The following is a 24,740-nucleotide window of genomic DNA, read 5'->3' on the forward strand; positions in this document are numbered from 1 at the left end:
CGATAATTTTGATAGCTGTTACTGTTTTCAAAAGTTCATCGCTTCGATCGAGCGTGTCAAACGATAAGAGTCCTTTTTAGATTTTTTCCATGCACGCACGCAGATCTAACCTCAGTAAATAATTGCTTACTTGAGGAAAATTGACCGCATCGGAAAATGCAATTGGCTCCGCTGACAACCCTTTAAGCGCCGATCGCTACTGTAGTTGCAGGCGATTGGCTAGCCTCTAGGACGGCTGTTCTCGCCCACCGATCGGCATGGAGGATATCCTCAAGGCTGGGGGTCGATGTGTTTTGGGATTGGAAGCGATCGCACGCTTTCTCTATAACTCTAGGAATATCTAAAAAGGCAATCTTTTCGTCGAGGAATAAGGCAACGGCTTGCTCGTTGGCGGCATTTAAGACTGCTGGCAAACAGCCGCCCGCACGGCCCGCTGCGTAGGCTAGACCCATACAGGGATATTTTTCATGGTTGGGTTCCCGGAACGTCAAATCGCCAGATTTAACTAAATCTAGAGGTTCCCAGTCAGTGGCGATGCGGGCCGGCCAAGAAAGCGCGTAGAGGAGCGGCAGGCGCATATCGGGCCAGCCCAGTTGAGCGAGGACGGACGTGTCTTGCACTTCAATCAGAGAGTGAATGATGCTTTGGGGATGGATGACGATATCGATGCGATCGTAGTCCGCACCAAAAAGATAGTGAGCTTCGATGACCTCTAAGCCCTTGTTCATCAGCGTGGCCGAATCCACGGTAATTTTGCGGCCCATCGACCAGTTCGGATGCTTGAGGGCATCGGCCACTGTAACCTGAGCCAATTTTTCCACGGGCCAATCCCGGAACGCCCCACCAGAGGCGGTCAAAATGATGCGCTTGAGTCCGCCCTCCGGCACGCCCTGAAGGCATTGAAAAATAGCAGAATGTTCTGAGTCGGCGGGGAGAAGCTTCACGCCGTGGGCTTTGACTAGGGGCAGTACGACTGGCCCGCCCGCAATCAAGGTTTCTTTATTGGCTAAGGCAATATCTTTGCCTGCTTCGATCGCGGCGATGGTGGGCAACAACCCCGCACAGCCCACGATTCCAGTCACGACAGACTGGGAATCCCCATAGGCGGCCACTTCGACAATCCCTGCTTCACCGCAGACCAAGATCGGTTGGGGAACGACATCGGAAATCGCCGCCTTGAGGTCGTTGAGTTGGGTGGGGTCTGCGATCGCCACGATCTCTGGCTTAAACTGTCGAATTTGAGCGGCCAATAGCGCAATATTGCGCCCCGCCGCCAGCCCCACAATTCGAAACCGATCGGGATAGTTTGCAACGATATCTAGCGTTTGGGTGCCGATGGAGCCAGTGGAACCGAGGAGGGTAATCGCTTTTACAGCCATGACGTTTAGCGCAATAACTCCCATCATCTTAGGGGGTTATGGTCGCGAGAACCAGACGGTCTTTGGGCAAAGGGGACGATGCGCTACCTTACCGCAGAAAACACCTCAGTATTGCAGGTTGACCCCACCCGAACCACCAACTTAATTCCGAATTCCGCCTCTAGGCAGGCTTTTTTGTACTCCAAACTCCACAGCTCTAGACTGCAATCGTCTTCTGCTCGAGCGGGGATTAGGGTCAGGTGCAATTCTCTTTCGACTGGATTGAAGGCGCAATACAGTCCCTGAATGGCGTTAATTTGTCTGCGATCTAAGGCAACTGCAACTTTGAGCAGGGCGCTGAGCTGATCGATCGTTTGGCGCTCTAGCTTCCCTAACCCTTGGTAGCTCTCGTGCTTTTTCTTGGGCGCACCTTTGCGGTGATAGCGCGCGAGGTTGGCAATTATTTCGATCTCGGCATCGGTATACCCTAACAGCCCTCCATTGCGGATCAAGTAATAGGAATGTTTGTGGTGGGCGGAGTGGCTGATGTAGTGCCCGCTATTGTGCAAAATGGCTGCCGCCCAAAGCAGATCCCGTTCCCGCGCGTCCCATTGGTGAAGGGTTCCACGGGTTTGGTCGAACAAGTCTACGGCAAACTGGGCCACCTGCCGCGCGTTATCTAAGTTGACTCGATATTTCTGAGCCATGTTGAGGGCACTGCGCTGGCGGACAGAGCCTTGATAGCGCAGCCGATCTTCGATCAGCCCGTGGTTGAGCATCCAGTCCACAATGATGCCTTCTCGCAACGCGCGCGAACAGGACTGAATTTGAGTCATGCCCAGGTTCTCCATCACCTCTTGGAGAATGACGCCCCCCGCCAAGATAATTTCAGCGCGTCGTTCGGACATGCCCGGCATCTTACAGCGATCGGCAAAGGAAAGCTTTCGCAATCGCTGGTTCAGCGCCTGAAGCCGCTCCAGGGTAAGGATGTAGCCACTGAGCGTCGCGGGCGGCGCTCCAGCACTGGCATAGGCATCCAAACGGATCAAGCTTTCAATGGTGCCGGAGGTTCCCACCATATTGACGGTTTCGCCCGGCTCAATTTTGGCTTTTAGGTCTTCTAAGGGCCACTCCAGCATGCCCCGCACGTAGGCTTGGAGCCGATCGAACTCGCGATTGTTAATGGGGTCGGTCGTGACAAACCCGGCAGTCAAGCGCACGGCACCCACTTTGGTGCTGCTGAGGAAACGGGGGTCGTGACCGTCTCCTAAAATGAGTTCCGTGGAGCCGCCGCCAATGTCGATAATGGTATGGAGCTGATGGTTGAACTCTAGCCCGGACAACACGCCTAAATAAATCCGTCTCGCTTCTTCTTGACCGGAAATGAGATCCACTTGCAGACCCAGCTGCGCCTCGACTTCTTTAATAAAGTCTTTGCCGTTGGGCGCTTCGCGGGTGGCGCTGGTGGCGACAGCAATCACCTGCTCGGCATTCCAGATTTTTGCCATGTCGAGGCAGCGGCGGAGCGCGGCGATCGCCCGTGCCATCGCTTCTGCGGTCAGGTTGCCCGTCTGGGGACAGCGTTCTCCCAACCGGACGGTACTTTTTTCGGCATCGACAATATTAAAGGCGGGGAGTTCGGGGTTGATGCGAACCACGACCATATGCACCGAATTAGTGCCAATGTCGATCGCCGCTAGAATGCGACTTTTGGGGTCAGCCGTTGCGAGGCTAGACGCAACCGAGGCATCCGTTATCAGTTCAGCAGTCATGCAGTATCCCTATCTTTCGATATGCAGCGATCGTCCATTGTGGGGTTGTTTGCTCCCACTCAAATGTACACGTTCGGCTGCCGCAATAGATGCCCCCAGACAAGTGTCTTAAAACTTGAACTGAGTTCGGATATTGCCAACAAACACGGTCGGGTTGGCGCCAAAGCTGTTGGGATTGATAATGGCGTAGAAAGCTGGAACGACGGCAATGTTATCGGAAATGGGGTAATAGTAAGAGGCTTCAACTTCATACTGGGTTGCACCATCCCCATTTCCAGAACGCAAAAATCTGCGGCCTCCCAAGTAATCGTGGGGCATTACAAACGAAATAGTACCTAGCGCCCCTCGTTTACCTAAGTCAGGGAACGCAACCCCCGCCTGAATAGACTGAACATCCAAAGATCCGCCAGCACGACCTACCGTAGTTGGAGCAATTTTAGTGGTGCCGAAGGAATACCGCCCAAATAGCCCAAACCCTTTTGTGACCAACCAGTCAAAGTTTGCCACAAAGGTATTGGAGATTGAATTATTCAGCCCTCCCCCCAACCCATCGTCTGCAAAGCCATAGGGTAAAGGTTCTCCGACCGCACCGCCTACCAATCCAGCCCCATTTGCTTGGAGTAAGGTACGAGCGTACAAGAATCGGAGGTTCACCGTTTTGGTCGGAGAGAAGTCGATTTGACCCACCAGTGTGTTATTCCCGCCAAATAAATTTTTGGCGGCGGTGTTGAAGTTAGGGACGGCAGGGTTCAAAAATTCAGTGCTTTCAGCTAGGTAGGCTGCTGCCAATCGAATCTGCTTAGTGGGTTTCCAGGTGATGACCGCTCCAGCTCCTCGGTCTACCGCACTAAACAAAGTGCTGCCGCTAGAGTTGAAGCTTCCAGCCCCAGTCAGGAAGTTTGTAAAGCGATTATTGTCAAAGTAGCGATAGGAATTGATGCGCGCCCCAACGACAATTTGCACATCTTTTGTGGCGGGGAAGCTATAAAACAGCTCCCGCAGCGTGAATGTATTCGCAGCGGTGGTTCCCGTTTGATCGGTAATCGGCGTTCCCCAGCTATTGAAATAACCTGAAGACACAAAAGCATTGGCCGGGGAGTTACTGTTTCCAACGGCAAGCTGGGTAACCAAAGAATCTTTGCCAGTAAACGAAGTAGTAAAGGTTAGCCATGCATAGTAGCTATAGGTAACGTTAGGATCTCTGAAGGTTACCCTTTGAGGAACACCGCCTACCCTGGGTGGTGCGGCATTGACATTGCGATTGAGGGGTCGCTCTGCCAGTACTTCCCTATCTGCAAAGGCTCCCGAAAGGTTAAACCAGACCAAGCCAGAAAGCTTGGTGGTGGTTGAAAATTGCTGCGCTTCCAGGGTTTGGGTGCGGGCTTCCAGGCCATCGACGCGCCCTTTGAGGGTGGCAAGCTCTGCCTTAAACTCTTCTTGCAATACTTTGACGGTGGCGAGATCTTCCTGACTGGCAAAGCGATCGCTCACTTGGTCCAAGCAAGCATTCAGTGCAGCAGCTAACTCATAGCGCGTCGCCGCCCGATTGCCCCGGAAGGTGCCATCGGGATACCCCGCAATACAGCCGTAGCGTTCGACCAAAGACTGCAATGCCTGAAACGCCCAATCCGTTGGCTGCACGTCGGACAACTGGGAGACGGATGTGACTTGCTCGATCGCGATGCTTGCATCGGTCGCAGCCTGCGGCGCAGCGGTGTCAGAAGACGCATCGGAAAAGCTGGAGAGGGGAAGAATGCGATCGCTTACCGGACTTGCATTCTCGTACTGCAACTCTAATGCTGGTTCAGGGGTGGGCATGCTTTCTGGCAAAGCAGATGCCGATGATACCTCTACCTTAGAGGGCGGTTCAGCCGCCACGACGGTAGACCGCTCCAGGATGGACGCAGCCAGAACTACGATGGGAACTCCCATCCAAAATTTTCGCAACTTTTTCACAGACTATTTCCTCACACCTAAATGAAGCCCTCGAACGAGAGCTTGCCGACTCAATAAATACAGCTCAAATCCACAGCTAGATCGGCATTCAATGACTACTTTGATGTCACTTGTATGCTGTATGCAGAACATTAAAAAAGAGAAAATTTATATCATCTGTATTTTTGAGCACTTAATTCGAAACAATTTTGGGATGGCAGCAAGCAATAGCGTTCTAGCGACAACCGATCGAGATTTATGCAGCGTTAATTCTTGTATATCCCTATAGTGCTTTGCAAAGTAGAGATGCAGGAAAATATGAATTTTGAGTCAATTCCCGCCGTATCTGAAAGCACTCAACTGTATTCTGCATTACAGAAAACCGCAGCCATCTCTCCTTAAATAGTCAGAGACATGTATACAGCATACCAATTCGGCGCATTACTGAAAGCAAAGCTATTTAGGATTTTGAGCGAAGAAATTACGGTCTAGAGAGGCTGACAAAACTATCCTGGCAACGAACTTCTTCTCTTAAGCCTGAGTTATTTTGCAAGCATCGCTCGCATTAACTTTTTAAGTATTGATTTACTTTTTAGGTAAATTTTTAAGCATTTTGTGAAGCGCGAGATTTAGCATGAAACGTTATTTTGGGTTGGGTTTAATTTTATTGTCAGCTATTGCGTTTGCAGGATGTTCGCAATCTGTAAGCGCGCCGAATGCCTCTGGTGGAGGCGAAAGTTCGGGGGCTTCTGGCGCTATCAGCAACAAAGAGTTGAAGCCCGTTCGGGTTCAGCTTGCTTTCTTGATGCAAAGCTTGGACGCGCCGCTAATCGTTGCGATCGATAAGGGCTACTTCAAGCAAGAGGGTCTCAATGTCAGCTTCGAACGAGGGTTTGGCAACAACGACACCATCAGCAAGCTAGGGACTGGGAAGTTCGACCTTGCCTTTAGCGATATGTACAACACCCTGGAATTCAACAGTAAAAACCCCGGCGAAAAAATTAAGGCTGTGGCGATCGTTCACAGTCGCGCCCCTTTTTCGATCGTGACCTTCAAAGACAAGGGCATCGCCACCCCTAAAGACTTAGCCAGTAAAAAGTTAGGCGCGCCAGCAGGGGACGGCCCGCGCAAGCTATTCCCGCTTTTTGCCAAAGAAGCTAGCCTAGACCCCGGCTCCGTCACTTGGATGACCATGGAACCGAAGTTAAGGGAAACGTTTTTGCTCCAAGGTCAAGTGGATGCCGTCAGCGGGTTCTCAACTTCAGTCATTCCAAGTTTGCTGAAGGGGGGTAAGAAAATGGACGATCTGAAAGTTTTCTACTATGACGAGTCAGGCTTGGACTTTTACGGCAATGCGATTTTAGCCAGAGCCGACTTTATCGATAAAAACCCCGAAGTTGTGAAATCTTTTGTGAAAGCTTACTTGCGGGGTGTACAGGATGTTATCAAAGACCCTAACGCTGGGTTGGATGCCACCGTAGCGGCAGACCAAAGCAAGCTGATGAATCGCGAGGCAGAAAAGGTTCGCCTTCAGATTGCACTAGAGCGAATGATTTTGACACCTGAGGCCGATAAGCTCGGGCTAGGAGCTAGCGATCCAAAACGCCTTCAGAAGAGTATCGACCAAACGGTTGCCGGATTTAAGTTGCCCGGCAGTCCTAAGGTTGCAGATATTTTTACCGATCGATTCTTACCACCGAAAGCAGACCGTCAAGTACCACCTACCTCAGAGCGCAAGCCTCTGTCTTAACGTCTTTTATCCCCCAAATACTATGGCTCAACCTCTTGTTGCCTCTACCTCTACTGCTGTTTCCACTACCGATCTACAGCCGCTCTTAGAATTCGATCGGGTAGGACTGGAATATCCGTTTGAAGGCTCGATGCGCCGCATCATTGACGAAGTCAATCTCGCGGTCAAACCGGGCGAGTTTGTCTCTTTTGTAGGACCGAGCGGCTGCGGGAAAACCTCTATTTTGAGGATGGTGTCGGGATTAAGTCCGGCACCCATCGGTGAAATTCGCTGTCGGGGCGAAAAAATCAAAAAGCCCCTGAAGAATGTCGGGATTGCCTTCCAAAATCCGGTGCTGCTGCCTTGGCGCACGACCATCGACAACGTGTTGCTTCCCCTCGAAGTGGTGCAGCCCTACAAACGGGAGTTCAAGCAGAAGAAGGAACAGTTTAAGGAGATGGCGCGGGATTTATTGACCACCGTGCGCCTTCAAGACTTTCAAAAGCAGTATCCCTGGCAGCTCTCCGGTGGCATGCGGCAGCGCGCTTCTCTGTGTCGATCGCTGATTCACCAGCCGGAGATTTTGCTGTTGGACGAACCGTTTGGCGCGTTAGATGCGTTCACCCGCGAAGAAATGTGGGGGATGCTGCAACAGCTCTGGATGAAGGTGAAATGCGTCGGCATTCTGATTACCCACGACCTGCGGGAGGCGGTGTTTTTATCGGATACGGTCTACGTGATGGGGCCTCGTCCGAGCAACATTATCCATACTGTCAAGATTAACTTGCCCCGCCCTCGGACGCTGGAAATGGAATTAACGGACGAGTTCAACCATCTCTTCTCCGATATTCGCCGCCACATTCACCATAACTAATTCGATTCTCTCCCTAAACCTTCAGATCTGCGGTCATGAACATCAATAAACTCATGAAGTCGAAGTCGGGAACTTTTTTACTTCCCTTCGTTGCGACGGTACTTTTATTTGTTTTGTGGGAACTTGCGGTTCTGATTTTTAAGATTCCGCCCTTTACGCTGCCCGCACCGTCCAAAATTGTGGCGGCGGCGGCGCAGTTTAGCCCGCAATTGCTTGCAGCAGGCTGGCGGACGCTCGTCACGACGCTGGTCGGCTTTGCCCTGGCGATCGCCACTGGCGTCATTCTAGGTTTTTCCATCGGCTACTCTCGGTTCGCCTATCTGACGCTTTACCCCTTGCTGGTTGGCTTTAATACCATCCCGAAGGTCGCGCTCGTACCGCTTCTAGCAGTTTGGTTTGGGGCCAACGAGATTCCAGCTATTTTGACCGCTTTTCTGCTGGCATTTTTCCCGATCGCCGTCAATGTAGCGCTGGGATTGGATACTGTCGAACTGGAAATGAAGGACGTGTTGAGATCGCTGGGTGCAACTCAAGTTGAGGTTTTTCAGAAAGTGGGCTGGCCCCATACGCTGCCCTACCTATTTGCCTCCCTTAAAATTGCAGCGTCCTTTGCCTTTGTAGGTTCCGTAATTTCGGAGTCTGTCGCCTCCAATGGCGGAATGGGCTATTTGATCGTGCAGGCTAGCTCCAGCTTCGACGTCCCGCTCGCTTTTGCAGCACTTCTAGGACTTGCGATTTTGGGTATTTTACTCTACGGCTTTTTTGCCGTTATAGAAAAACGCGTTATTTACTGGGCGAGGTAGTTTGAGTTTAGTTTTGCAGCCGTCAAAAAGAAGCTTGAGGCATTTAATACCTCAAGCTTCTATAGGATAAATTTCCAGAAACTGAAGCATTATTCTGATGCTGCTATCTGTTCTGCAGTTGGAGCTAAATTTCTAGGGAGGAACAGACTCAACAAAATAGCTGTTAAGCCGCCTGTTGAAATACCAGAAGAGAACACATTTTTGATAACAGGAAGTTTGTCGTCAAAAATTTCTGGCGAGTAAACGACTCCTAACCCCATTGCCAAAGAGACGGCAACAATAATCGTAGAGCGTCGATCTAAAGGTTCAGACGTTACAATATTTAGCCCCGCTACTGCAATAGAGCCAAACATGACAGTGGTGGCACCGCCTAAAACGGGCTGGGGGATGGCCTGAAAAATTCCGCCCACAATTGGCATCAGTCCCAAAATTGCAAAAATACCCGCCACAAAAAAACCAACATAGCGACTGCCTACACCCGTCATCTGAATGACGCCATTATTTTGGCTGAAAGTAGTATTGGGAAACGTATTCAAAACAGCTGCAATCAGAGAATTCACGCCATCTCCTAAAACGCCGCCTTTAATTCGACGAACGTAGAGACTGCCTTTAACAGGCTGTCCTGACACCGCAGAGGTAGCAGTGAGGTCGCCCACCGTTTCAATCGCCGTCAGCACGTACAGTAAAATGAATGGCAAAAATGCGCCTATATCAAAGCTCATACCGTACCGGAAGGGAATCGGTAAGCTCACAACAGACAACTTTCCAAGAGCGCTAAAGTCAACAAGGCCGAGGAAAATCGATACGACGTAGCCAATGGCAAGCCCAATTGCGATCGCCCCCATCCGCAGGAATCGATTTTTAGAGACTGTCAAAAACACCACAATAAAAAGTACCATTCCACCCAGCGCCAGATTTTGGATGCTTCCAAAGGTGCCGTTTTTTTGAGCAGCAACACCGCCCGCTAAACTTAATATCCCCGTCTTGATCAGACTGAGACCAATAATCATCACCACTGAGCCAGACACGACGGGCGTAATAATTTTATCCATCAGATGTAAAAAACGACTGAGGAAAATCTCAATAAACGAACCGAAAAAGCAAACGCCAAAAATCAGTGCTAGCGCTTGCTGAGGGGTTTGACCGCCTTGTAGCGCAGTCGTGCCAACCCCCAGAATGGGTCCTAAAAATGCAAAACTCGTTCCCTGAAGGCTGAGCAAACCCGATCCAACCGGACCTATGCGCTTGCACTGAATAAAAGTACAAACACCGGAAGCAAATAGCGACATACTGATGATGTAGCTGGTATTTGCTGGGTCCAAACCCAAAGAGGTCGAAATAATGAGAGGGGGCGTAATAATGCCGACAAAAGCAGCAAGAACGTGCTGAAAGGCAACAAAAAATGCCTCCACGACCGGAGGCTTATCGTCTAAGCCGTAGATAAGCTCGGATTTCAGTAGCGGTTCTTTGTCATCGAGCGCTTTGTCGAGTGTTAATTCTGGATTTGAGCTAGTCATGATGTTTTTAGTGCGGTTTCAGTAAAAGCAGTAGCTCGAGTGCGATCGAAGATTTTGCTTGACTGCAGCAATTAAATCCCGAAGGCTTTACTATCGTTGCATTTTGAAGCAAGTAGTGTATACTGTATACAGTTTTATATTCCAAAAAAGTAGTATTTCATACATTCCTTGAGTTATTTGACTTTAATTGAGATGCGATTGCAGCTTCTACAGCAACTTTATTGCTCGATACAGGCGCAGTCTCTGACGTTGAGTTGGAAACTCGATCGGATTGCAAATGCGATCGCGGCAAAGCCTGTAGAAACTCAGAGGCAAAAAAATATTCTTTTCTAAACTTCTAGTCAAACTTGTTACCTCAGCAGTAGGTGAAATCTGCTAAGTTTCTGAGCGAGTACACACCAAGACTTTGTTAGAAATGTCTACGATCGCAACCACACGAACGACATCCTCGTTTAGCCTAGCTGCCTTCTTGATCGGCGATGGTCCAGCAGGTTTTTTATTGAGCTGGGTTGCAGGGTTTGTCGATACTTCCGCTTTTATTATCTTGTTTGGTATCTTCACGGCTCACGTCACGGGTAATATTGCCCTGGCAGGATCTTCTTTTGTCAGTCAAGACGAGGCCAGTACCGTAACTCATTTGCTCATGCTGCCGACGTTTGTTGTGACGGTAGCCTTAACGTCTCTATTAGCGCGCTACGCACGGCGGAAGCAGTGGCCCGTTTTTGCCGTGTTGCTGACGGCTGAGGCGATCGCCCTCGGCATTTTTCTCGTCGTTGGCACTCAGCTTTGCCCGTCTCTAGTCCTAGACGTGCAAGAAGATCTGATTCTGCCCATTGGCATGGCGGGCGTGGTGTCGATGGCCATTCAGAACGCCTTGATGAAAGAAGCGAAGGGAGTATTCAAAAGCTATATCCCTACGACGGTCATGACCGGAAATACAACCCAACTCACGATTGATGTGGTGCAGTTCCTGAGCGCAAAGCTTTCTAAGGAGCAAAGCGAACTGACCCGACAAGAAGCAGCAGAAGCCCTCGAACGGATGGGTCGGTTTGTCCCAGTTCTTGCAGGCTTTGCCCTTGGCGGGTTTGCAGCGGCTTATTTGATTTTGCTGTCAGAAACCTGGTGGAGTCTCGTGTTGCCGCTTATTATTGTTTCGGTCATGGCGATCGCTGCTTATACCGAGCACAAGCGGCTCACTTCATCTGCCTGAGGCATTTTGCTGCAATTTACTTTTTTCACTTGTAAGCTCAAGTCCAAAATAATTGGGAGATAATTGATGATAATGAAACGACTATTAGCGACAATTCTGACCTGTTTCGCGATCTTGTTGAGCGCGTGCATCCCTAATGTAGCGCAAGCACATCCACTTGAGATTGCAGCTTTTCCCGCGTTGTTTTCGGCTGAAGCAGTAGATGTTGGGACAGACCTGCTCAAAAAATTTGAGACAGAAATTTTACCTCAGCTCGAAAGCGCGCTCAGTCCCGCACAGCGCGACCAGTTTGACGCAGCGATTGCCGATGGCACTAGCTTCCGCAAAGCCTTCAAAGCTTTGACCTTAAGCGCCGAGCAAAAGGCTCAAGTTGGAACTTTGCTTAAATCTTTACCTAAAAAAGAATTTTTCGCTTCCCTTACGCCAGATCAAAAACAGCAACTTTTCTTGAAGAAAAAAGACCTCTTCAAACCCACTCCAGAAGAAATTGGCGAAAAAATTAGCGCAAAAATGAAGGTGATAACGGATAAAAACCCTTTCGCGCCTACCGGAGCTGAAATCGGCGAAAAAATTAGCGCAAAAATGAAGATGGTGAAAGAGAAGGCAGCACAAGCGATGCCCTAAGGTGTCAATTTCAGACCGATTGGAATCATCTCTAGACGTCAGTATTTCTAGACGAGGTAGGAAATAATCGATCGATGGCTTCGTGCCTGCTGGTGGTTAATGCGACTGAATTGGCGATTGAGGAAGACCTCAAACAGTTTCTTCTGGTGCTGTCTATCTCCCTCAGCATTGCGGTGACTGCTCGGATTTTCACTTGGGTTCGGCAGGTTCCCTATACGCTATTGCTAGTTTTAGCGGGGCTAGGGTTGGCTTCTTTGAACGTGCGACTGGTCGATTTATCGCCTGGGCTAATTCTCTTTATTTTTCTGCCGCCTCTTTTATTTGAGGCAGCTTGGAATATGAAGTGGGCGCACCTCATGGAGAACCTCGTTCCCATTGGTTTATATGCCTTGGGAGGCGTGTTGTTCTCGATCGCAGGGGTTGCCATGGGTCTAACCCAGATTGCTGGCGTTCCGATCTCGACCGCACTGCTGGTCGGGGTTTGTCTTTCGGCAACGGATTCGGCTTCGGTCATCGGGCTATTTCGCGAAGTCGGCGCGAGCAAACGGCTCGTAACCCTAATAGAGGGCGAAAGTCTTTTCAACGATGGAGCTTCCGTCGTTGGATTTGGAATCGTTCTGTCCTTTGCTCTTGGATCGGCAAATCTAACGCTCTCAGAAACAGTTGCCCAATTTCTAGCCGTGACTAGCATTGGCATTGGCATCGGCGCTCTAATTGGGTTTTGTCTGGCCAATCTGACTCAGCAGCTCGAATCTCCCTGGGTCGAACAGTCGCTTACCCTCGTTGCAGCCTACGGTACCTACCTGGTGGTTGAAGAACTGGGAGGATCTGGGGTGATTGGGGTGGTAACGGCAGGTCTTTTGATGGGGAATCTTGGCTGGGATAGAACATCTTCCTCGCGGCAGTTTATTCAGGAATCTTGGCAGTTCATTGCCTTCTTTATTAACTCAATTGTGTTCTTGCTGATTGGAGATCAGATCTATTTCCGTCAGGTGATTCCTAATTTGCCGACAACGGCTGTGGCGATCGCCGGAGTTATTCTGTCCAGAGCCGTTGCGATCTACGGTCTGGGAAGTATCAGCAACTGGTTGGGCCAGCAATCGCCGATTTCGTGGCGCGAGCAGACTGTACTGTGGTGGGGAGGGTTGCGCGGATCGGTCTCGATTGCCCTAGCACTCAGTATTCCGACAACGGTTTTAGGCTACGAAGAGATTATGGCAAATGTCTTTGAAACCGTTCTTTTTACCTTATTGTTACAAGGATTGACCGCAAGGCCACTCCTGAGATTACTCAATCTGGTTGAAGATCGGTCGCTTCAGGAAAAGTATTTAGAATGTATTGCGCGCCGAGATGCATTTAGCCAGGTCTTAAAACACTTAACTCAAGAGGCCCATCCAGATATCGCAACGTCTCATCTGCAGCAGCAGGTAGCTGCGATTGAGGCGCAGCTCAATCGATTTCAGAATGACATTGATGAGCTGAAAGACTTACATCCAGACCTAAAGGCTTTTAGCACCCAAACCCATCAAGAGAAATTACTAGCGCTCGAAATGTCGGTTTACGACCAATACGTCAGAGCAGGATTACTAGAACAGAAGCCTTTGCCCGTTCTCCAACCCAACGTCCTAGATTTGAGCTGACTATAGCCAATTCCGCAAGCTCGATCGCGCATGAATTAATTATCAGCGACTTATTGAAAAACAAGCGCTCTTCTAAAAGCGAGCGCTTGTCCCATAAAGTCTTGTCAAATATTGCGAACTGAACCAGAAGGCGATGGTTGATGTCGATCGCGTCTAAGAAGCCTTTGCATCCTCTGCTGGTACAGTTGCTTTGGCAGTCGCTTCAGCTTCCTTCGCGGCCTTCAGTTTTTTAGCTTCTTCCTTAGCCGCCAGCTTTAGTTTTTTGGCTTCGGCCTTGGCCGCTTCTTCTTCAGCTTCCTTGGCTTCCTTCAACTTTTTCTCTTCGGCCTTGGCCGCTAGCTTTAGTTTTTTGGCTTCAGCTTTAGCCGCCTTCTTGGCTTCTTTTGCTGCGGCCTTGGCAGCTTCCTTAGCCTCTTTTTCTGCGGATTCAACAGCTTCATCATCAACGACAGCTTCAGTAGCAACTGCTGCGAGTTGAAAAGCCGCAGGATAATTTGCCAATCCTTTTGAGGCAACTAAAAGAGGGGGCTGCGCGAGCTTTGCAGCTTGCGCAGCCGTTGGAAGTCCGGCCCAAAGCCCTACAACCAACACAAGGGACAAGACAAATGCACCCAGTCTCGATAAAAACTCAAACACGATTTCCTGCCTCTCTCAACTGATGTTTTGTTAACGACAAACAAGCAACAGATTTACAAACGCTGCTACGACTTGTAGTTTATGCCGAAGCACTTAAGTCGTTTCCGCCATGCTGGATACAGAATACACATAACGCATGTATACAGTATACGTTATGTACGTCCCTAAAAATCGCTGGCTGCTTCAACGGTTTGGAATGCGTATTACCCAAGCGCTACCCCCGAGCAAAGATTATCAATAGCACGCGCTGCTTCTACGCAAGAAGCGATCGCGGGAAAGCTCCAGGCTTCTGCGTGGATTGAACAATAAGTTTGGTTTCAAGGAGGCTTGGTTCGTACCATTTTGCTTCAGTAGGAGATGCCGGGCGTTTTGCGCGCGTAGCCCGTCTCGCTCGCTTGCTTCAGCATGAAGTCAGCAACGTCAGCACGAGAGATCTTCGCGCCAAATTCAATGGATTCGCCATGGCGATAATGGCTGGTGCGCGGACCATCAGTCAACCCAGCCGGGCGAACGATAACCCACTCTAAAGTACTCTGCTTGATAATCCGTTCTTTCTCTTCGTGATCGGCGATCGCATTCCGCAGTACGAGAGGAATGATAATAGACCGAACCAAGAAGCCGACCCGCTCCCGGCTGTCGCCAACCCCTAAAGAAGACTGATACACTAACCGCCGCACGCCCTGGCTTTCCATAGCCCGAACGATATTGCGAACGCCCTCGATCAGGGTTGGGTTATTTTTGAGGCTTTTCGAACCCAGCGTAGAGAACGCGGTATCTTGGCCTTGCACGGCGCATTCTACGGCTGCGGCATCTGTAACATCCCCCTCAACGACCTTCAGGCTGGGATGCTGGATATCGAGTTTTGCTGGATCCCGCACGAATGCAGTTACCGCATTTCCTTGTGCCAATGCTTGCTCGACCAATGCGCGACCCGTCCCGCCCGTCGCCCCAAAAATCAGTAGGTTCATAGTGCCTTACTTATACTGCCTTTGAAATTATGCTGCCATTGTCTCAAACGCGCAGTCTTACTTTTGAAAGAACGCATCAAGACTTACCAGAAGGTCCAGCCGCACGCACCATCTCTGGCTCTTGCTCCAAGGGTGGGCGATCGATGGATTGACTCAGATCGGGGCGTCGATCGCGCTGCATGGGTTGAAGTTGAACGAAGCGGCCCGTTTCGATCGACTTGTAAAGCGCCTGAATGATTCGAACGTCGATCGAGCCTTCTTGCCCCGACGGTTCGGGTTGTCGATCTTGCAGAATGCAATCTGAGAAGTAAACAAACTCAGCTGCAAGCTGATCTCGTCCGCCAAACGATCGCTCTTGAGTATCACCATTTACGGTCAGATAGTGCTTGATTTCACCGCTACCAGCATAGGCTGGCTCTACTCGCAAATCGCCTTTTGTCCCTATAACTTGGTAGCTAGAGACTTTCTCAGCACCGAAGCTTACTACAAATGAAGCCAACCGCTCGTTCGGGAAACGTAGAATCGCACTGGTCATTTCTGCAACTTTGCTAAAGCGAGGCTCATTTTTACTGGCGGTGGTAGCAAAAACTTCAATCGGCTCTTCTTGAAACAAATAGCGCGCAGCATTGATGCAGTAAATCCCAATGTCATCGAGCGTACCGCCACCCACTCCTTTATCGACGCGAATGTTACTTTCTTCAACTTGTTGCGTAAATATCGAGTTAAAGATTCGGGGTTCGCCAATCTGCCCGGATTTCACGATTTCCACGGCTTGCAGGTTGGCTTCCTCAAAATGCAACCGATAGGCAATCATCAGTTTTACGCCATTGCGATCGCACGCCTCGATCGTTTGCTGGCACTCATCTTCAGTCACTGCCATCGGTTTTTCACACAGCACGTGAACTTTGGCGTTGGCCGCTCGCACCGTGTACTCGCAATGTAAGTGATTGGGCAATGCAATATACACCGCATCGATTAGGCCGCTATTCAAGCAATCGTCGTATTCGGCATAGGAAAACGTACGCTGTACGCTGCTGTACTTCTGGCTAATTTCGGCTAGCTTTGCCGGATCGTCAGATACTAAGGCTATAAGTTCGGAATTTTCTGCATGGGCAAAAGCTGGCAGGGCAGCAGATTGAGCAAACCAACCCAAACCAACAACGGCATATCGAATTTTACGTTGAGGGTTGGAGGACGCTTGAGTAGTAGGCATACCACAGTCTCCACGGGCAGAGAATTAATAATTAATAAAGATGCTGGAGCTAGCTAGATCGAATGGAGTATGCAAAGACGAACAATAAACATACTTTAACTAGCTGCGTTATCTCATCCCTCCTACTAGTGAGGGATTCTCTCTTGATTGCATGACAGATTCATCGCTCATCGAAGTACCCTTAGAAATTACGAGAATAACGGGAGAGCCGTCTCCTTCCAAAGGCAGAGGTTGTTAGAAAGGAGATTGATCAAAATACATGAAGCGGCGAACAGCGATTTCAGCCGTTAGTTAGGGATTGAAGCGTACGATACAAGCAACGACTACTCAAGCTGCGACTCAATAATAGAAGCGCCATGAACTGGACTAAACAGCTATCGCTAAAGATAAAATTTTTCTTAGGATCGCTGTTTTATCTCAGCTACGCGCCCAAAGCATTTCGTTACTCTCGCTGGAAGGAAAAGGTCGAGCGGGAAGTGGCTGTCCCACCCCCTCAGATAACATTCAAACAACCTGGAATGCTGTTGCGAGCAGAGCAAATTGTCAGCGGCGCTCGGTTGTATTTTGAGCGGGCAGAACTGGAAATTTGCTTCTTAACTCCCGATTTGGTGCGGATAGATTGGAAGCCCGGAACGCTACCGATCCCCTACGCGATCGCCCGGCAAACGTGGGCACCCGTTGCGACCCGTTTGGATAAAACAGCAGACGGTTGGGTTGTGACGAGCCAAGTCAGCGATGCTCTAGGACTCAAGCTTGTCGTAGCGATCGACGGTCGGGTGACGGTTTTTGACGCCTTGGGAAAAGTCGTGCGGAAGGAACTACCGCCCGAAAAGCTAGGAGAGGGTTGGGTCCATCGATCGCAACTCTATCCTGAAGAAGCCATTTATGGATTGGGGGAACGCTCGGTTCCGCTCAACCTGCGCTTAGCAAAGGAAGTGACAGACAAGCAAGAAGTTACCGAAACGCCCAAGACGTTTCGCATGTGGAATTACGACGCAGCGGGCAAGTACGATACTGGGGCCGACCCCATGTACATCTGCATTCCGCTGTACTGGGGCTTACACCACGCGGGCAGCTACCTCGTCTTCTACGAAAATTCGTTCGACGCGCAATTTACCTTTAGCGAGATTGCCACTGCCACCTTTGAAGGCGGTGCCCTGCGCTATTACATCGCGGTAGGCCCTCCCGCTCAGTTGCTAGAGCGCTACACCGAGCTGACCGGACGCGCTCCGATGCCGCCGCGCTGGGCGTTGGGGTATCACCAATCCCATTGGGGCTATAAAACAGAAGAGGCGGTGAGAGCCGTCTATCAGGGCTTTGAGGCACACCATTTGCCCTTGAGCGCGATCCACTTGGATATTGACGTGCAGGTAGGGTACCGGGCGTTTACAATCGATCCCGATCGCTTCCCCAAGCTGAGCGGCTTTATTGGAGAATTACTAGAACACGGCGTTCAGTTTGTAACCATTCTCAACCCTGGGATAAAGCTGAGTCGCAAGAGCAACTTGTTTCTTGAAGGACGCGTGCTGGATGCATTTTGTCGGTTATCGAACGGACAGTTAGTCGTTGCGCCAGTCTGGCCCGGCTGGTGTGTCTTCCCTGACTTTACCAATGCTGCCGTCCGTCGCTGGTGGAGCCGCCAGTATGAGTTTTTATTAGATGTGGGGGTTGCGGGCTTCTGGCACGACATGGATGAGCCTGCCGCCTTTATTCTCTGGGGCGATCGCGTGCTCGTCTATCCCATTTTGCAAAACGGACAGCGATCGCGCACCGTCAATCTGCCCAACGGACGCTGGTATGACTTTTGGGACGATGGGTTGTTAGAAGGGCAAGTCACCTTAGATGCTCCTTTAGAAAAAATTCCTGTCCTGGTCAAAGCAGGAACCATTTTACCGATGGAAGAAGGCGAATCATTTAATCTGTTGCCACAGAAAAGCTTTGAGGAAAAGCACTTAGCGCTTCACCTCTATCCCCCCGATGGAGATACGAAGACGGATGCGCTGACGCTTTATACAGATATTGGAGATGGCTATGATGCCTCCCGACTCGATCGGTTTTCGATGCAGCGTCTCGCCGGTGGCCTAGACCTCACGTGGGAGTCAGAGGGAGAATTTATATTTCCCTATATATCGATTCAAATCTACATTTACGGAATGGACGTACGGCAAGCTTGGGTGGATGGGGAAGCAGTAGCCGTGCGCGAAAATCGAGTAGAAATTAGCAATTGCTTTGCAAGCTTGCATCTCAGCAGTTAGTTTTGCAAGCTAAGAACGCGTCAAAGCTTCAATGACTGAATGTGCTATACCTGACTGACTCAATGGATAAAGGTTAAACCCATGTTAATACCCTATGGATTCTTTCAGCGATCGCTGACCACATCTCTAGGCAACATCGTTTATTACACAGCCGATGGATTTCCCTGGAATAACTGGAATAAGGGGGCCGAGGCAGACTCCGAAACGCTGGTATTTCTGCACGCCTTAGGAGGTGGTTCTTCTGCCTACGAATGGTCGAAAGTCTATCCTGCCTTTGCCGCAGACTACCGCATTCTCGCACCCGATCTCATCGGCTGGGGCCGCTCCGATCGTCCCTCGAGAGATTACCAAGTTCGAGATTACATGCAAACCATTCTCGAGTTCGTAAAGCAAACCTGCGATCGCCCCGTCACCGCGATCGCATCGGGACTTACAGCTGCCTTTACGATTCGGGCTGCGGTGGAACAACCCGATTTATTCAAATCGTTAATCTTAGTGACTGCTGCCGGATTAAATGATTTCGAGCAAAACTATACTGAAAACTTTTTTGCCCAGTTGGTCAAAACACCGATCCTAGATCGTCTCCTCTACAGTACGGGTATTGCAACGCACTTTGGGATTCGCAGTTTTCTGGAACAACGACAGTTTGCCAGTCGCGATCGCGTGTATCCCGAACTCGTGGAAGCTTATTTGCAATCGGCCCAGCAACCGAACGCAGAATATGCCGCGCTATCATTTGTGCGCGGCGATCTGAGTTTCGATTTGTCGCATTACATTTCTCAATTGACCGTTCCGACGGCATTAATTTACGGACAAGACACGGAGTATACCAGCCTAGAGTTGGGGAAACGCTTTGCCCAAATAAACCCTACTGCGATTCGAACCTTGGAATACTTAGGCGATGCAAGACTGACGCCGCATTTAGAATTACCTGCTATTGCGATCGGCTTGATTCGGAAGATTTTACCGCAGCTCAGCTCCTGAACCAGTTCGACCTGCAAAAATTTCTCAGCCTAGCTTGCGGATCTACTGCTCGGGCACCAGTTCTACGTTCGCCCACCCCGACGTTCGTCGATCGAACGCTTTCCCCATCTTTAGCGTTAGGGTTTTATGCATTTCCGCCTTATTGGATACAGAATACACGCAAACTCAAGTATACAGTATACATGCATTGAGACAAAATTTCTAATGTTCGTCGCTGACAAGACCTTGAATGAGCGTTAGGGCGTTACTAGAAGCGAAGAGCGTCAACGCTCCATACTACAACGATAAAGTTGCTGAGGAAGAGGTTTTGTTTTTGAATGCTCTAGCGCACTATCTCCCAAATTCCCATGACAACTTTATTGATTAAAAATATTCACACCCTCGTCACAATGGATGCAGCCAGACGAGAACTGCGGCACGCTGCAATTTTTATCCGGGATAACGTTATCGAACAGGTTGGCACGCTTGAAGCAATGCCCCCAATGGCAGCAGATGAAGTCCTGGACTTGGGCGATCGCCACATCGTACTTCCCGGCTTGGTCAATACCCACCATCACTTCTTTCAGACCCTCACGCGGGTTATCCCAGCGGCCCAAGACTGTAGTTTATTCAACTGGTTAGAAACCCTCTATCCCCTCTGGAGCAAACTCAACGCCGAAAGCATCCACGTCAGCGCTCAAATGGCAGCAGCGGAACTCATGCTGTCCGGCTGCACGACGGCCAGCGATCACCTCTACCTATTTCCGAACGACTGCACCCTGGATGCTGAAATTGCAGCGATCGCCGAGATGGGGCTGCGCTTTCATGCCAGTCGGGGCAGCATGAGCGTGGGCGTTAGCAAGGGTGGACTGCCGCCGGATGCATTGGTCGAGCAAGAGTCCGATATTTTGAAAGACTCGCAGCGGCTGATCGAGCAGTATCACGATAACGCCCGTCACGGAATGCTGCGGATAACCCTAGCCCCCTGCTCTCCCTTTTCCGTCTCGCCCGATCTCCTGCGGGAATCGGCAGCGATGGCGCGGGCTTACCCAGGGGTGCGGCTGCACACGCACCTCGCGGAGAATAAGGCGGACGTGGCCTACAGTCTCAACAAATTTGGCCTCATTCCGGGGGACTTTGCCGAATCGGTGGGCTGGTTGGGGGAAGACGTCTGGCACGCCCATTGCGTGCAGCTCAGCGACGATTCGATCGGGAAGTTTGCTCGCACCGGGACGGGTGTGGCCCACTGTCCCTGTAGCAACATGCGCCTTGCCAGCGGCATCGCACCCATCCGCAAGATGTTAGACCGAGGCGTCCCGGTCGGGTTGGGCGTGGACGGTTCGGCTTCCAATGACGGCAGCAATCTACTTCAGGAAGCCCGGATGGCCTTCTTGTTGGCCCGCGTGCGAGACTGCGATGCAACAGCAATGACAGCGCGGGAGATTCTAGAGGTGGCCACCTTGGGAGGCGCTAGGGTTTTGGGCCGGGACGATATTGGGGCGATCGCACCTGGGATGTCGGCAGATTTTATTGCGGTGGATATCGACCGTCATTCCTTTGCCGGGGCGCACCACGATTTAGTGGCAGCGCTCGTTTTTTGTTCGATCGATTCGGTTGACTACAGCTTTGTCAATGGCAAAAAAGTTGTCGATCGGGGGCAGTTGACCGCAGTCGATCTGACGGCGCTCGTTCAAAAACACAACCGCATTGCACGGCAGTTAGTCAATTCGCAATCTTGAATTACTGTGCAAGGGATTGGAAGATCGCGATCGCAAATCCGTAGGCCACAAACACGAGCAGCGTGCCGATGATGTCAGTGCGAACGAGCGCGCGAGATCGCTCCGCGTCTTCTCCAGAAGCCTGCCGAGGCTTGAGCCAAAAATTCAGGAGAGCTGTCGTGAGGGGCATCACAATCCAAGTGAGTAGAGAACAGCTAATGAGATTGTTGACGAACATTTTTGGCGCGAGCGGCCAAGACTCCATAATTCCAAGGTGAGAAAACAAAAGCGTTTCGAGCATGACTGTGGGATACAACCCAAACAGCACCGCAAAATTTTGTTTCCAAGCTGGGACGCTCGCATTGGTTTCGTTGCGTTGGCCAAACCAGCCTTCAAACCCAGCCTGAATTTTGTAGCGGTAGGGGCCAAATTTTTTCTTCCCCTTTCCAATAATGTGGTGGCGAATGTCCGAATCCAACCATTCCCCGAGGTGAGCAGGGGAGTCAAAATGCACCACAATGTACCACTTCTCCTGCATGCCTCGAATGGGACGGCACACATCGGTCTTTAAGTACCCTTCAAACTGGTTTAACCCTGCCTGAATTTCAGACTGCCATTGCAAAAACTGCGCTTCTTTATCGCTGGCAATTTCGTCATACTCGATGACGATGCTGGCATTGGATAGCTGCTCGATTTGCTTTGTCATTAAAGGGAAGGACTGGGTAAGGTCGGTCGAATGGCATATCGCCCGTCCAACGAGAGGAAGGTTTTGAGCAAAATATCGGCCCCTTGAGCGCAATGCTCTGGCGCAGTGTATTCGTCCTGTGAATGGCTGAGTCCATCTCGACTCGGCACAAAAATCATACCCATGTCGGTGAAGCGCCCCATCTCCTGGGCATCGTGCCCCGCCCGGCTGGGCAGGTGGCTGTAGCTCAACCCCGCGCTTTCACAAGCTTGCCGAATGGTGTCTTTAACGTGAGGGGCGGCCAACGTAGGCAGGATATGGAGCGTCTCTCGCATTGCAATTTGCGTACCCGTAGCAGCGGCGATCGCCGCAAATTCCGCCCTCATCAACGCGACCAAAGATTCTAGATGCGTCTGAGAGAGATCTCGCAGGTCGATTCTGAGATCGACCTGCCCCGGCACCGTATTGGTCGCGTTCGGCGAAGCTTCGATAAACCCGACCGTTGCCACCTGCTCGCCCGGCGTATCGACCGCAATGTTGTTAACGGCTAGGATGACCTGCGCTGCCGCAACCAAGGCATCTTTGCGCAGGTTCATCGGCGTCGTGCCCGCGTGGTTCATGCGACCGACAACGGTAACGGCAAAGCGATATTGGCCCACAATCCCATCCACCACGCCAATCGAAGTGCCCTCGCGCTCCAGCACGCCACCCTGCTCGACGTGCAGTTCCACAAAAGCCGCAACCTCCGAGCGATCGCGTTTTGCCGCAGCCAGAGCCGACCAGTCACCGCCGATTTTTTCAAGGCAGGTTTGAATCGAAGTTCCGTCTAGGCGAGCATAGTAGTCCGGGCCTTCCTTGATTTCCCCCGCCATGGCCTTCGCCCCAATGACGGAGCGTTCTTCATCCGCAAACACAATGACTTCGATCGGATGGTACAGCCGGACGCCATGTTCGTTGAGCACCCGCACCATTTCAATCCCCGCCAATACGCCCAGACAGCCGTCGTAGCGCCCCGCCACCGGAACCGTATCGATATGGGAACCCGTCGCCAGTGCCGCAGCGCGTTCCGAACGCCCCGCATAACGCCCGATAATGTTTCCCGCCACATCCGTACGAACGGTCATGCCCGCTTCCACCATCCAAGCTTGGACCAACTGCCGCGCCAAAATATCTTCCGCGCTAAAGGCGAGGCGACACACGCCGCCATTGGGTAGTTTCCCAATTTCTGCAAGCTGAAACAGGCTGCGGTTGAGGCGATCGCAATTCACCGAAAGCGCTGAAATGACGGTCATGAGGCTCCTCGCTCTAAGATGCAATGCTCGAAACAGAATGACGCCCGGTCGCTGCCTGCCGTGGCTGGAGGGCGATCGTCTTTCCTCAAGCTAACACGACAGAATTTTTAGTTTCGAATTATTGTATACAGTATACTAATTATTTCAAAAGAAAGAGAAAGCATCCGATCGAGGGTTGCAGCGGATCCATCAACCTTCATAATAGGGAGGGTCCGTCAGTTGAATTTGCAATGAGTTATTACGTCTCACCCCGCTTCCTAGATAAAGTTGCAATTCACATCACCAAAAATTTTATGGATTTACCCGGCGTTCGGGTTCCGGTGATTTTGGGCGTACACGGACGCAAGGGCGAGGGGAAATCCTTTCAGTGCGAGCTGGTATTCAAGCTCATGGGCATCGAGCCCGTGCGGATGTCGGCGGGCGAGTTAGAAAGCCCGGATGCAGGGGATCCGGTGCGGCTGATTCGCTCCCGCTATCGCGAGGCGGCGGATCTGATTAAGGTGCGCGGCAAGATGTGCGTGCTGCTCATTAACGATTTGGATGCGGGAGCGGGGCGGGTGGATAAAACCACGCAGTATACCGTCAATACCCAGCTCGTCAACGGCACGCTGATGAATATTGCCGACAATCCGACTGACGTGCAGCTTCCGGGGAGTTACGAAACAGAACCCACGCCACGGGTCCCGATTATCGTAACCGGAAACGATTTTTCAACCCTTTACGCGCCCCTGGTGCGCGACGGGCGGATGGACAAATTTTATTGGGAGCCTTCTCTCGAAGATCGGATCGGCATCGTGGCAGGGATTTTTGAAGAAGATCGGCTCGTCCGTGCCGATGTAGAACGGCTCGTCGCCACTTTCCCGAACCAATCGATCGATTTCTTCGGCGCGCTGCGATCGCGCGTCTACGACGAACAAGTGCGCGCTTTCATCCGCCAAGTGGGGGTCGATCGGGTCTCCACTCACCTCGTGAACAACCCCGACAAAACCCTCAGCGCAATTAAGGCGCAAGTCACGTTGGAACACCTGATCGCGCTGGGTGCTGAGATGGTAGGAGAGCAGAATCGACTGGTGCGATCGCAGCTTGCTCAGGAGTATGTTTCCAATGCAGGATTCACCGCAGCCCCCGTCGGATCTGCGGGCAACGGTCAGCAGGTTGCGACGTCTGAAACCGTCAGTACCGCAGCCCCTGTGCGGGTTCTAGAGCATCGAGAAGCAGTCGATTTTGGCAGCGTCACGCCGCCGCAGGGCTGGCCGAGCCATGTCCCGCTACCGCAGATCGAGCAACTGTTAGAGCGATCGCTGCGGCAGGGCGGACGGCTCAGTCTAGAAGTGGCATCGCCGCGAGAAAAGTCTGGCAATATTTGGCGCAGCTGGCCGTGGAGCCAGTCTCCTGATAATGCCACCAAGGCCGTGGAAGGGATCTTGGACTGCATTCAGGCAAACCCCCGAAGCTATATCAAACTGGTCGGCTACAATCCGAAAACCCAAACGCGGCTTCTCGAAGAGACGATCGTGCGGCCTCAGTAGAGTCGAGAGGGGTGGCGTG

19 protein-coding genes are annotated in these 24,740 nt (G+C 51.2%); 10 read left to right on the top strand and 9 right to left on the bottom strand.

The window, feature by feature from the left end:
* Positions 1-182: 182 nt before the first annotated feature.
* The 3 genes from dxr to R6H26_RS25550 all read right to left on the bottom strand — a co-directional run bounded on the left by dxr (position 183) and on the right by R6H26_RS25550 (position 5,086).
* Positions 183-1,379, bottom strand: coding sequence for a 1-deoxy-D-xylulose-5-phosphate reductoisomerase (dxr, locus tag R6H26_RS25540; RefSeq protein ID WP_404786604.1), 1,197 nt, complete (start codon positions 1,377-1,379; stop codon positions 183-185).
* An 83-nt stretch (positions 1,380-1,462) separates the two neighbouring features.
* Positions 1,463-3,130 (bottom strand): Ppx/GppA phosphatase family protein, encoded by a 1,668-nt coding sequence (locus R6H26_RS25545; RefSeq protein WP_404786606.1) that lies wholly within the window; start codon positions 3,128-3,130, stop codon positions 1,463-1,465.
* A gap of 108 nt (positions 3,131-3,238) precedes the next feature.
* Positions 3,239-5,086 carry an iron uptake porin gene (locus R6H26_RS25550; protein WP_404786607.1) on the bottom strand — a complete coding sequence of 616 codons (1,848 nt, stop codon included), beginning with the start codon at positions 5,084-5,086 and terminating at the stop codon, positions 3,239-3,241.
* A gap of 613 nt (positions 5,087-5,699) precedes the next feature.
* Here R6H26_RS25550 and R6H26_RS25555 point away from each other — a divergent pair.
* From R6H26_RS25555 to R6H26_RS25565, 3 genes are read left to right on the top strand one after another with little or no spacing between them, the layout of a single operon-like run.
* Positions 5,700-6,815: an ABC transporter substrate-binding protein gene (locus tag R6H26_RS25555; RefSeq protein WP_404786609.1), complete on the top strand. Its 1,116-nt coding sequence runs from the start codon at positions 5,700-5,702 to the stop codon at positions 6,813-6,815.
* Positions 6,816-6,837: 22 nt separating this feature from the next.
* Positions 6,838-7,668 carry an ABC transporter ATP-binding protein gene (locus tag R6H26_RS25560; protein WP_404786611.1) on the top strand — a complete coding sequence of 277 codons (831 nt, stop codon included), beginning with the start codon at positions 6,838-6,840 and terminating at the stop codon, positions 7,666-7,668.
* 35 nt (positions 7,669-7,703) lie between these two features.
* On the top strand, positions 7,704-8,471 hold the full coding sequence (locus R6H26_RS25565; RefSeq protein WP_404786612.1) for an ABC transporter permease: 768 nt from the start codon (positions 7,704-7,706) through the stop codon (positions 8,469-8,471).
* 89 nt (positions 8,472-8,560) lie between these two features.
* Here the strand turns inward: R6H26_RS25565 and R6H26_RS25570 are convergent, their stop codons facing one another.
* Positions 8,561-9,988, bottom strand: coding sequence for a uracil-xanthine permease family protein (locus R6H26_RS25570; RefSeq protein ID WP_404786613.1), 1,428 nt, complete (start codon positions 9,986-9,988; stop codon positions 8,561-8,563).
* Between the two features lie 415 nt (positions 9,989-10,403).
* Between R6H26_RS25570 and R6H26_RS25575 the strand changes: the two genes are divergently transcribed.
* The 3 genes from R6H26_RS25575 (at position 10,404) to R6H26_RS25585 (ending at position 13,462) form a co-directional block, all read left to right on the top strand.
* Positions 10,404-11,198, top strand: a complete 795-nt coding sequence (locus tag R6H26_RS25575) for a YoaK family protein (RefSeq protein WP_404786614.1) — start codon at positions 10,404-10,406, stop codon at positions 11,196-11,198.
* A gap of 63 nt (positions 11,199-11,261) precedes the next feature.
* Positions 11,262-11,822: a hypothetical protein gene (locus tag R6H26_RS25580; protein WP_404786616.1), complete on the top strand. Its 561-nt coding sequence runs from the start codon at positions 11,262-11,264 to the stop codon at positions 11,820-11,822.
* A gap of 74 nt (positions 11,823-11,896) precedes the next feature.
* On the top strand, positions 11,897-13,462 hold the full coding sequence (locus R6H26_RS25585; RefSeq protein WP_404786617.1) for a cation:proton antiporter: 1,566 nt from the start codon (positions 11,897-11,899) through the stop codon (positions 13,460-13,462).
* 153 nt (positions 13,463-13,615) lie between these two features.
* Here the strand turns inward: R6H26_RS25585 and R6H26_RS25590 are convergent, their stop codons facing one another.
* The 3 genes from R6H26_RS25590 to R6H26_RS25600 form a co-directional block, all read right to left on the bottom strand.
* On the bottom strand, positions 13,616-14,098 hold the full coding sequence (locus tag R6H26_RS25590) for a hypothetical protein (protein ID WP_404786619.1): 483 nt from the start codon (positions 14,096-14,098) through the stop codon (positions 13,616-13,618).
* Positions 14,099-14,445: 347 nt separating this feature from the next.
* Entirely contained in the window at positions 14,446-15,066 is a 621-nt protein-coding gene (locus R6H26_RS25595) for an NAD(P)-dependent oxidoreductase (protein ID WP_404786620.1), read from the bottom strand.
* A gap of 76 nt (positions 15,067-15,142) precedes the next feature.
* On the bottom strand, positions 15,143-16,279 hold the full coding sequence (locus R6H26_RS25600; protein ID WP_404786621.1) for a Gfo/Idh/MocA family oxidoreductase: 1,137 nt from the start codon (positions 16,277-16,279) through the stop codon (positions 15,143-15,145).
* Between the two features lie 356 nt (positions 16,280-16,635).
* Here R6H26_RS25600 and R6H26_RS25605 point away from each other — a divergent pair, with 356 nt between their 5' ends.
* The 3 genes from R6H26_RS25605 (at position 16,636) to R6H26_RS25615 (ending at position 21,236) form a co-directional block, all read left to right on the top strand.
* Complete coding sequence (locus R6H26_RS25605) at positions 16,636-18,534, top strand: TIM-barrel domain-containing protein (RefSeq protein ID WP_404786622.1); 1,899 nt, start codon at positions 16,636-16,638, stop codon at positions 18,532-18,534.
* 81 nt (positions 18,535-18,615) lie between these two features.
* The gene (locus tag R6H26_RS25610) at positions 18,616-19,518 is read left to right on the top strand and encodes an alpha/beta fold hydrolase (protein WP_404786623.1); all 903 of its coding nucleotides are present in this window, start codon (positions 18,616-18,618) and stop codon (positions 19,516-19,518) included.
* Positions 19,519-19,865: 347 nt separating this feature from the next.
* Positions 19,866-21,236: an 8-oxoguanine deaminase gene (locus tag R6H26_RS25615; protein WP_404786625.1), complete on the top strand. Its 1,371-nt coding sequence runs from the start codon at positions 19,866-19,868 to the stop codon at positions 21,234-21,236.
* A gap of 1 nt (position 21,237) precedes the next feature.
* On the opposite strand, the gene R6H26_RS25620 is transcribed toward R6H26_RS25615, so the two are convergent.
* Entirely contained in the window at positions 21,238-21,921 is a 684-nt protein-coding gene (locus tag R6H26_RS25620; RefSeq protein WP_404786627.1) for an antibiotic biosynthesis monooxygenase, read from the bottom strand.
* Positions 21,921-23,192 carry a M20 family metallo-hydrolase gene (locus R6H26_RS25625; RefSeq protein WP_404786628.1) on the bottom strand — a complete coding sequence of 424 codons (1,272 nt, stop codon included), beginning with the start codon at positions 23,190-23,192 and terminating at the stop codon, positions 21,921-21,923. The genes R6H26_RS25620 and R6H26_RS25625 overlap by 1 nt, the downstream gene beginning before the upstream one ends.
* Positions 23,193-23,422: 230 nt before the next feature.
* Here R6H26_RS25625 and R6H26_RS25630 point away from each other — a divergent pair, with 230 nt between their 5' ends.
* Entirely contained in the window at positions 23,423-24,721 is a 1,299-nt protein-coding gene (locus R6H26_RS25630) for an AAA family ATPase (protein WP_404786629.1), read from the top strand.
* Positions 24,722-24,740: the final 19 nt, after the last annotated feature.

It is taken from the genome of Altericista sp. CCNU0014, from assembly GCF_044923475.1.
Lineage (GTDB): Bacteria > Cyanobacteriota > Cyanobacteriia > Thermosynechococcales > Thermosynechococcaceae > JAAURS01.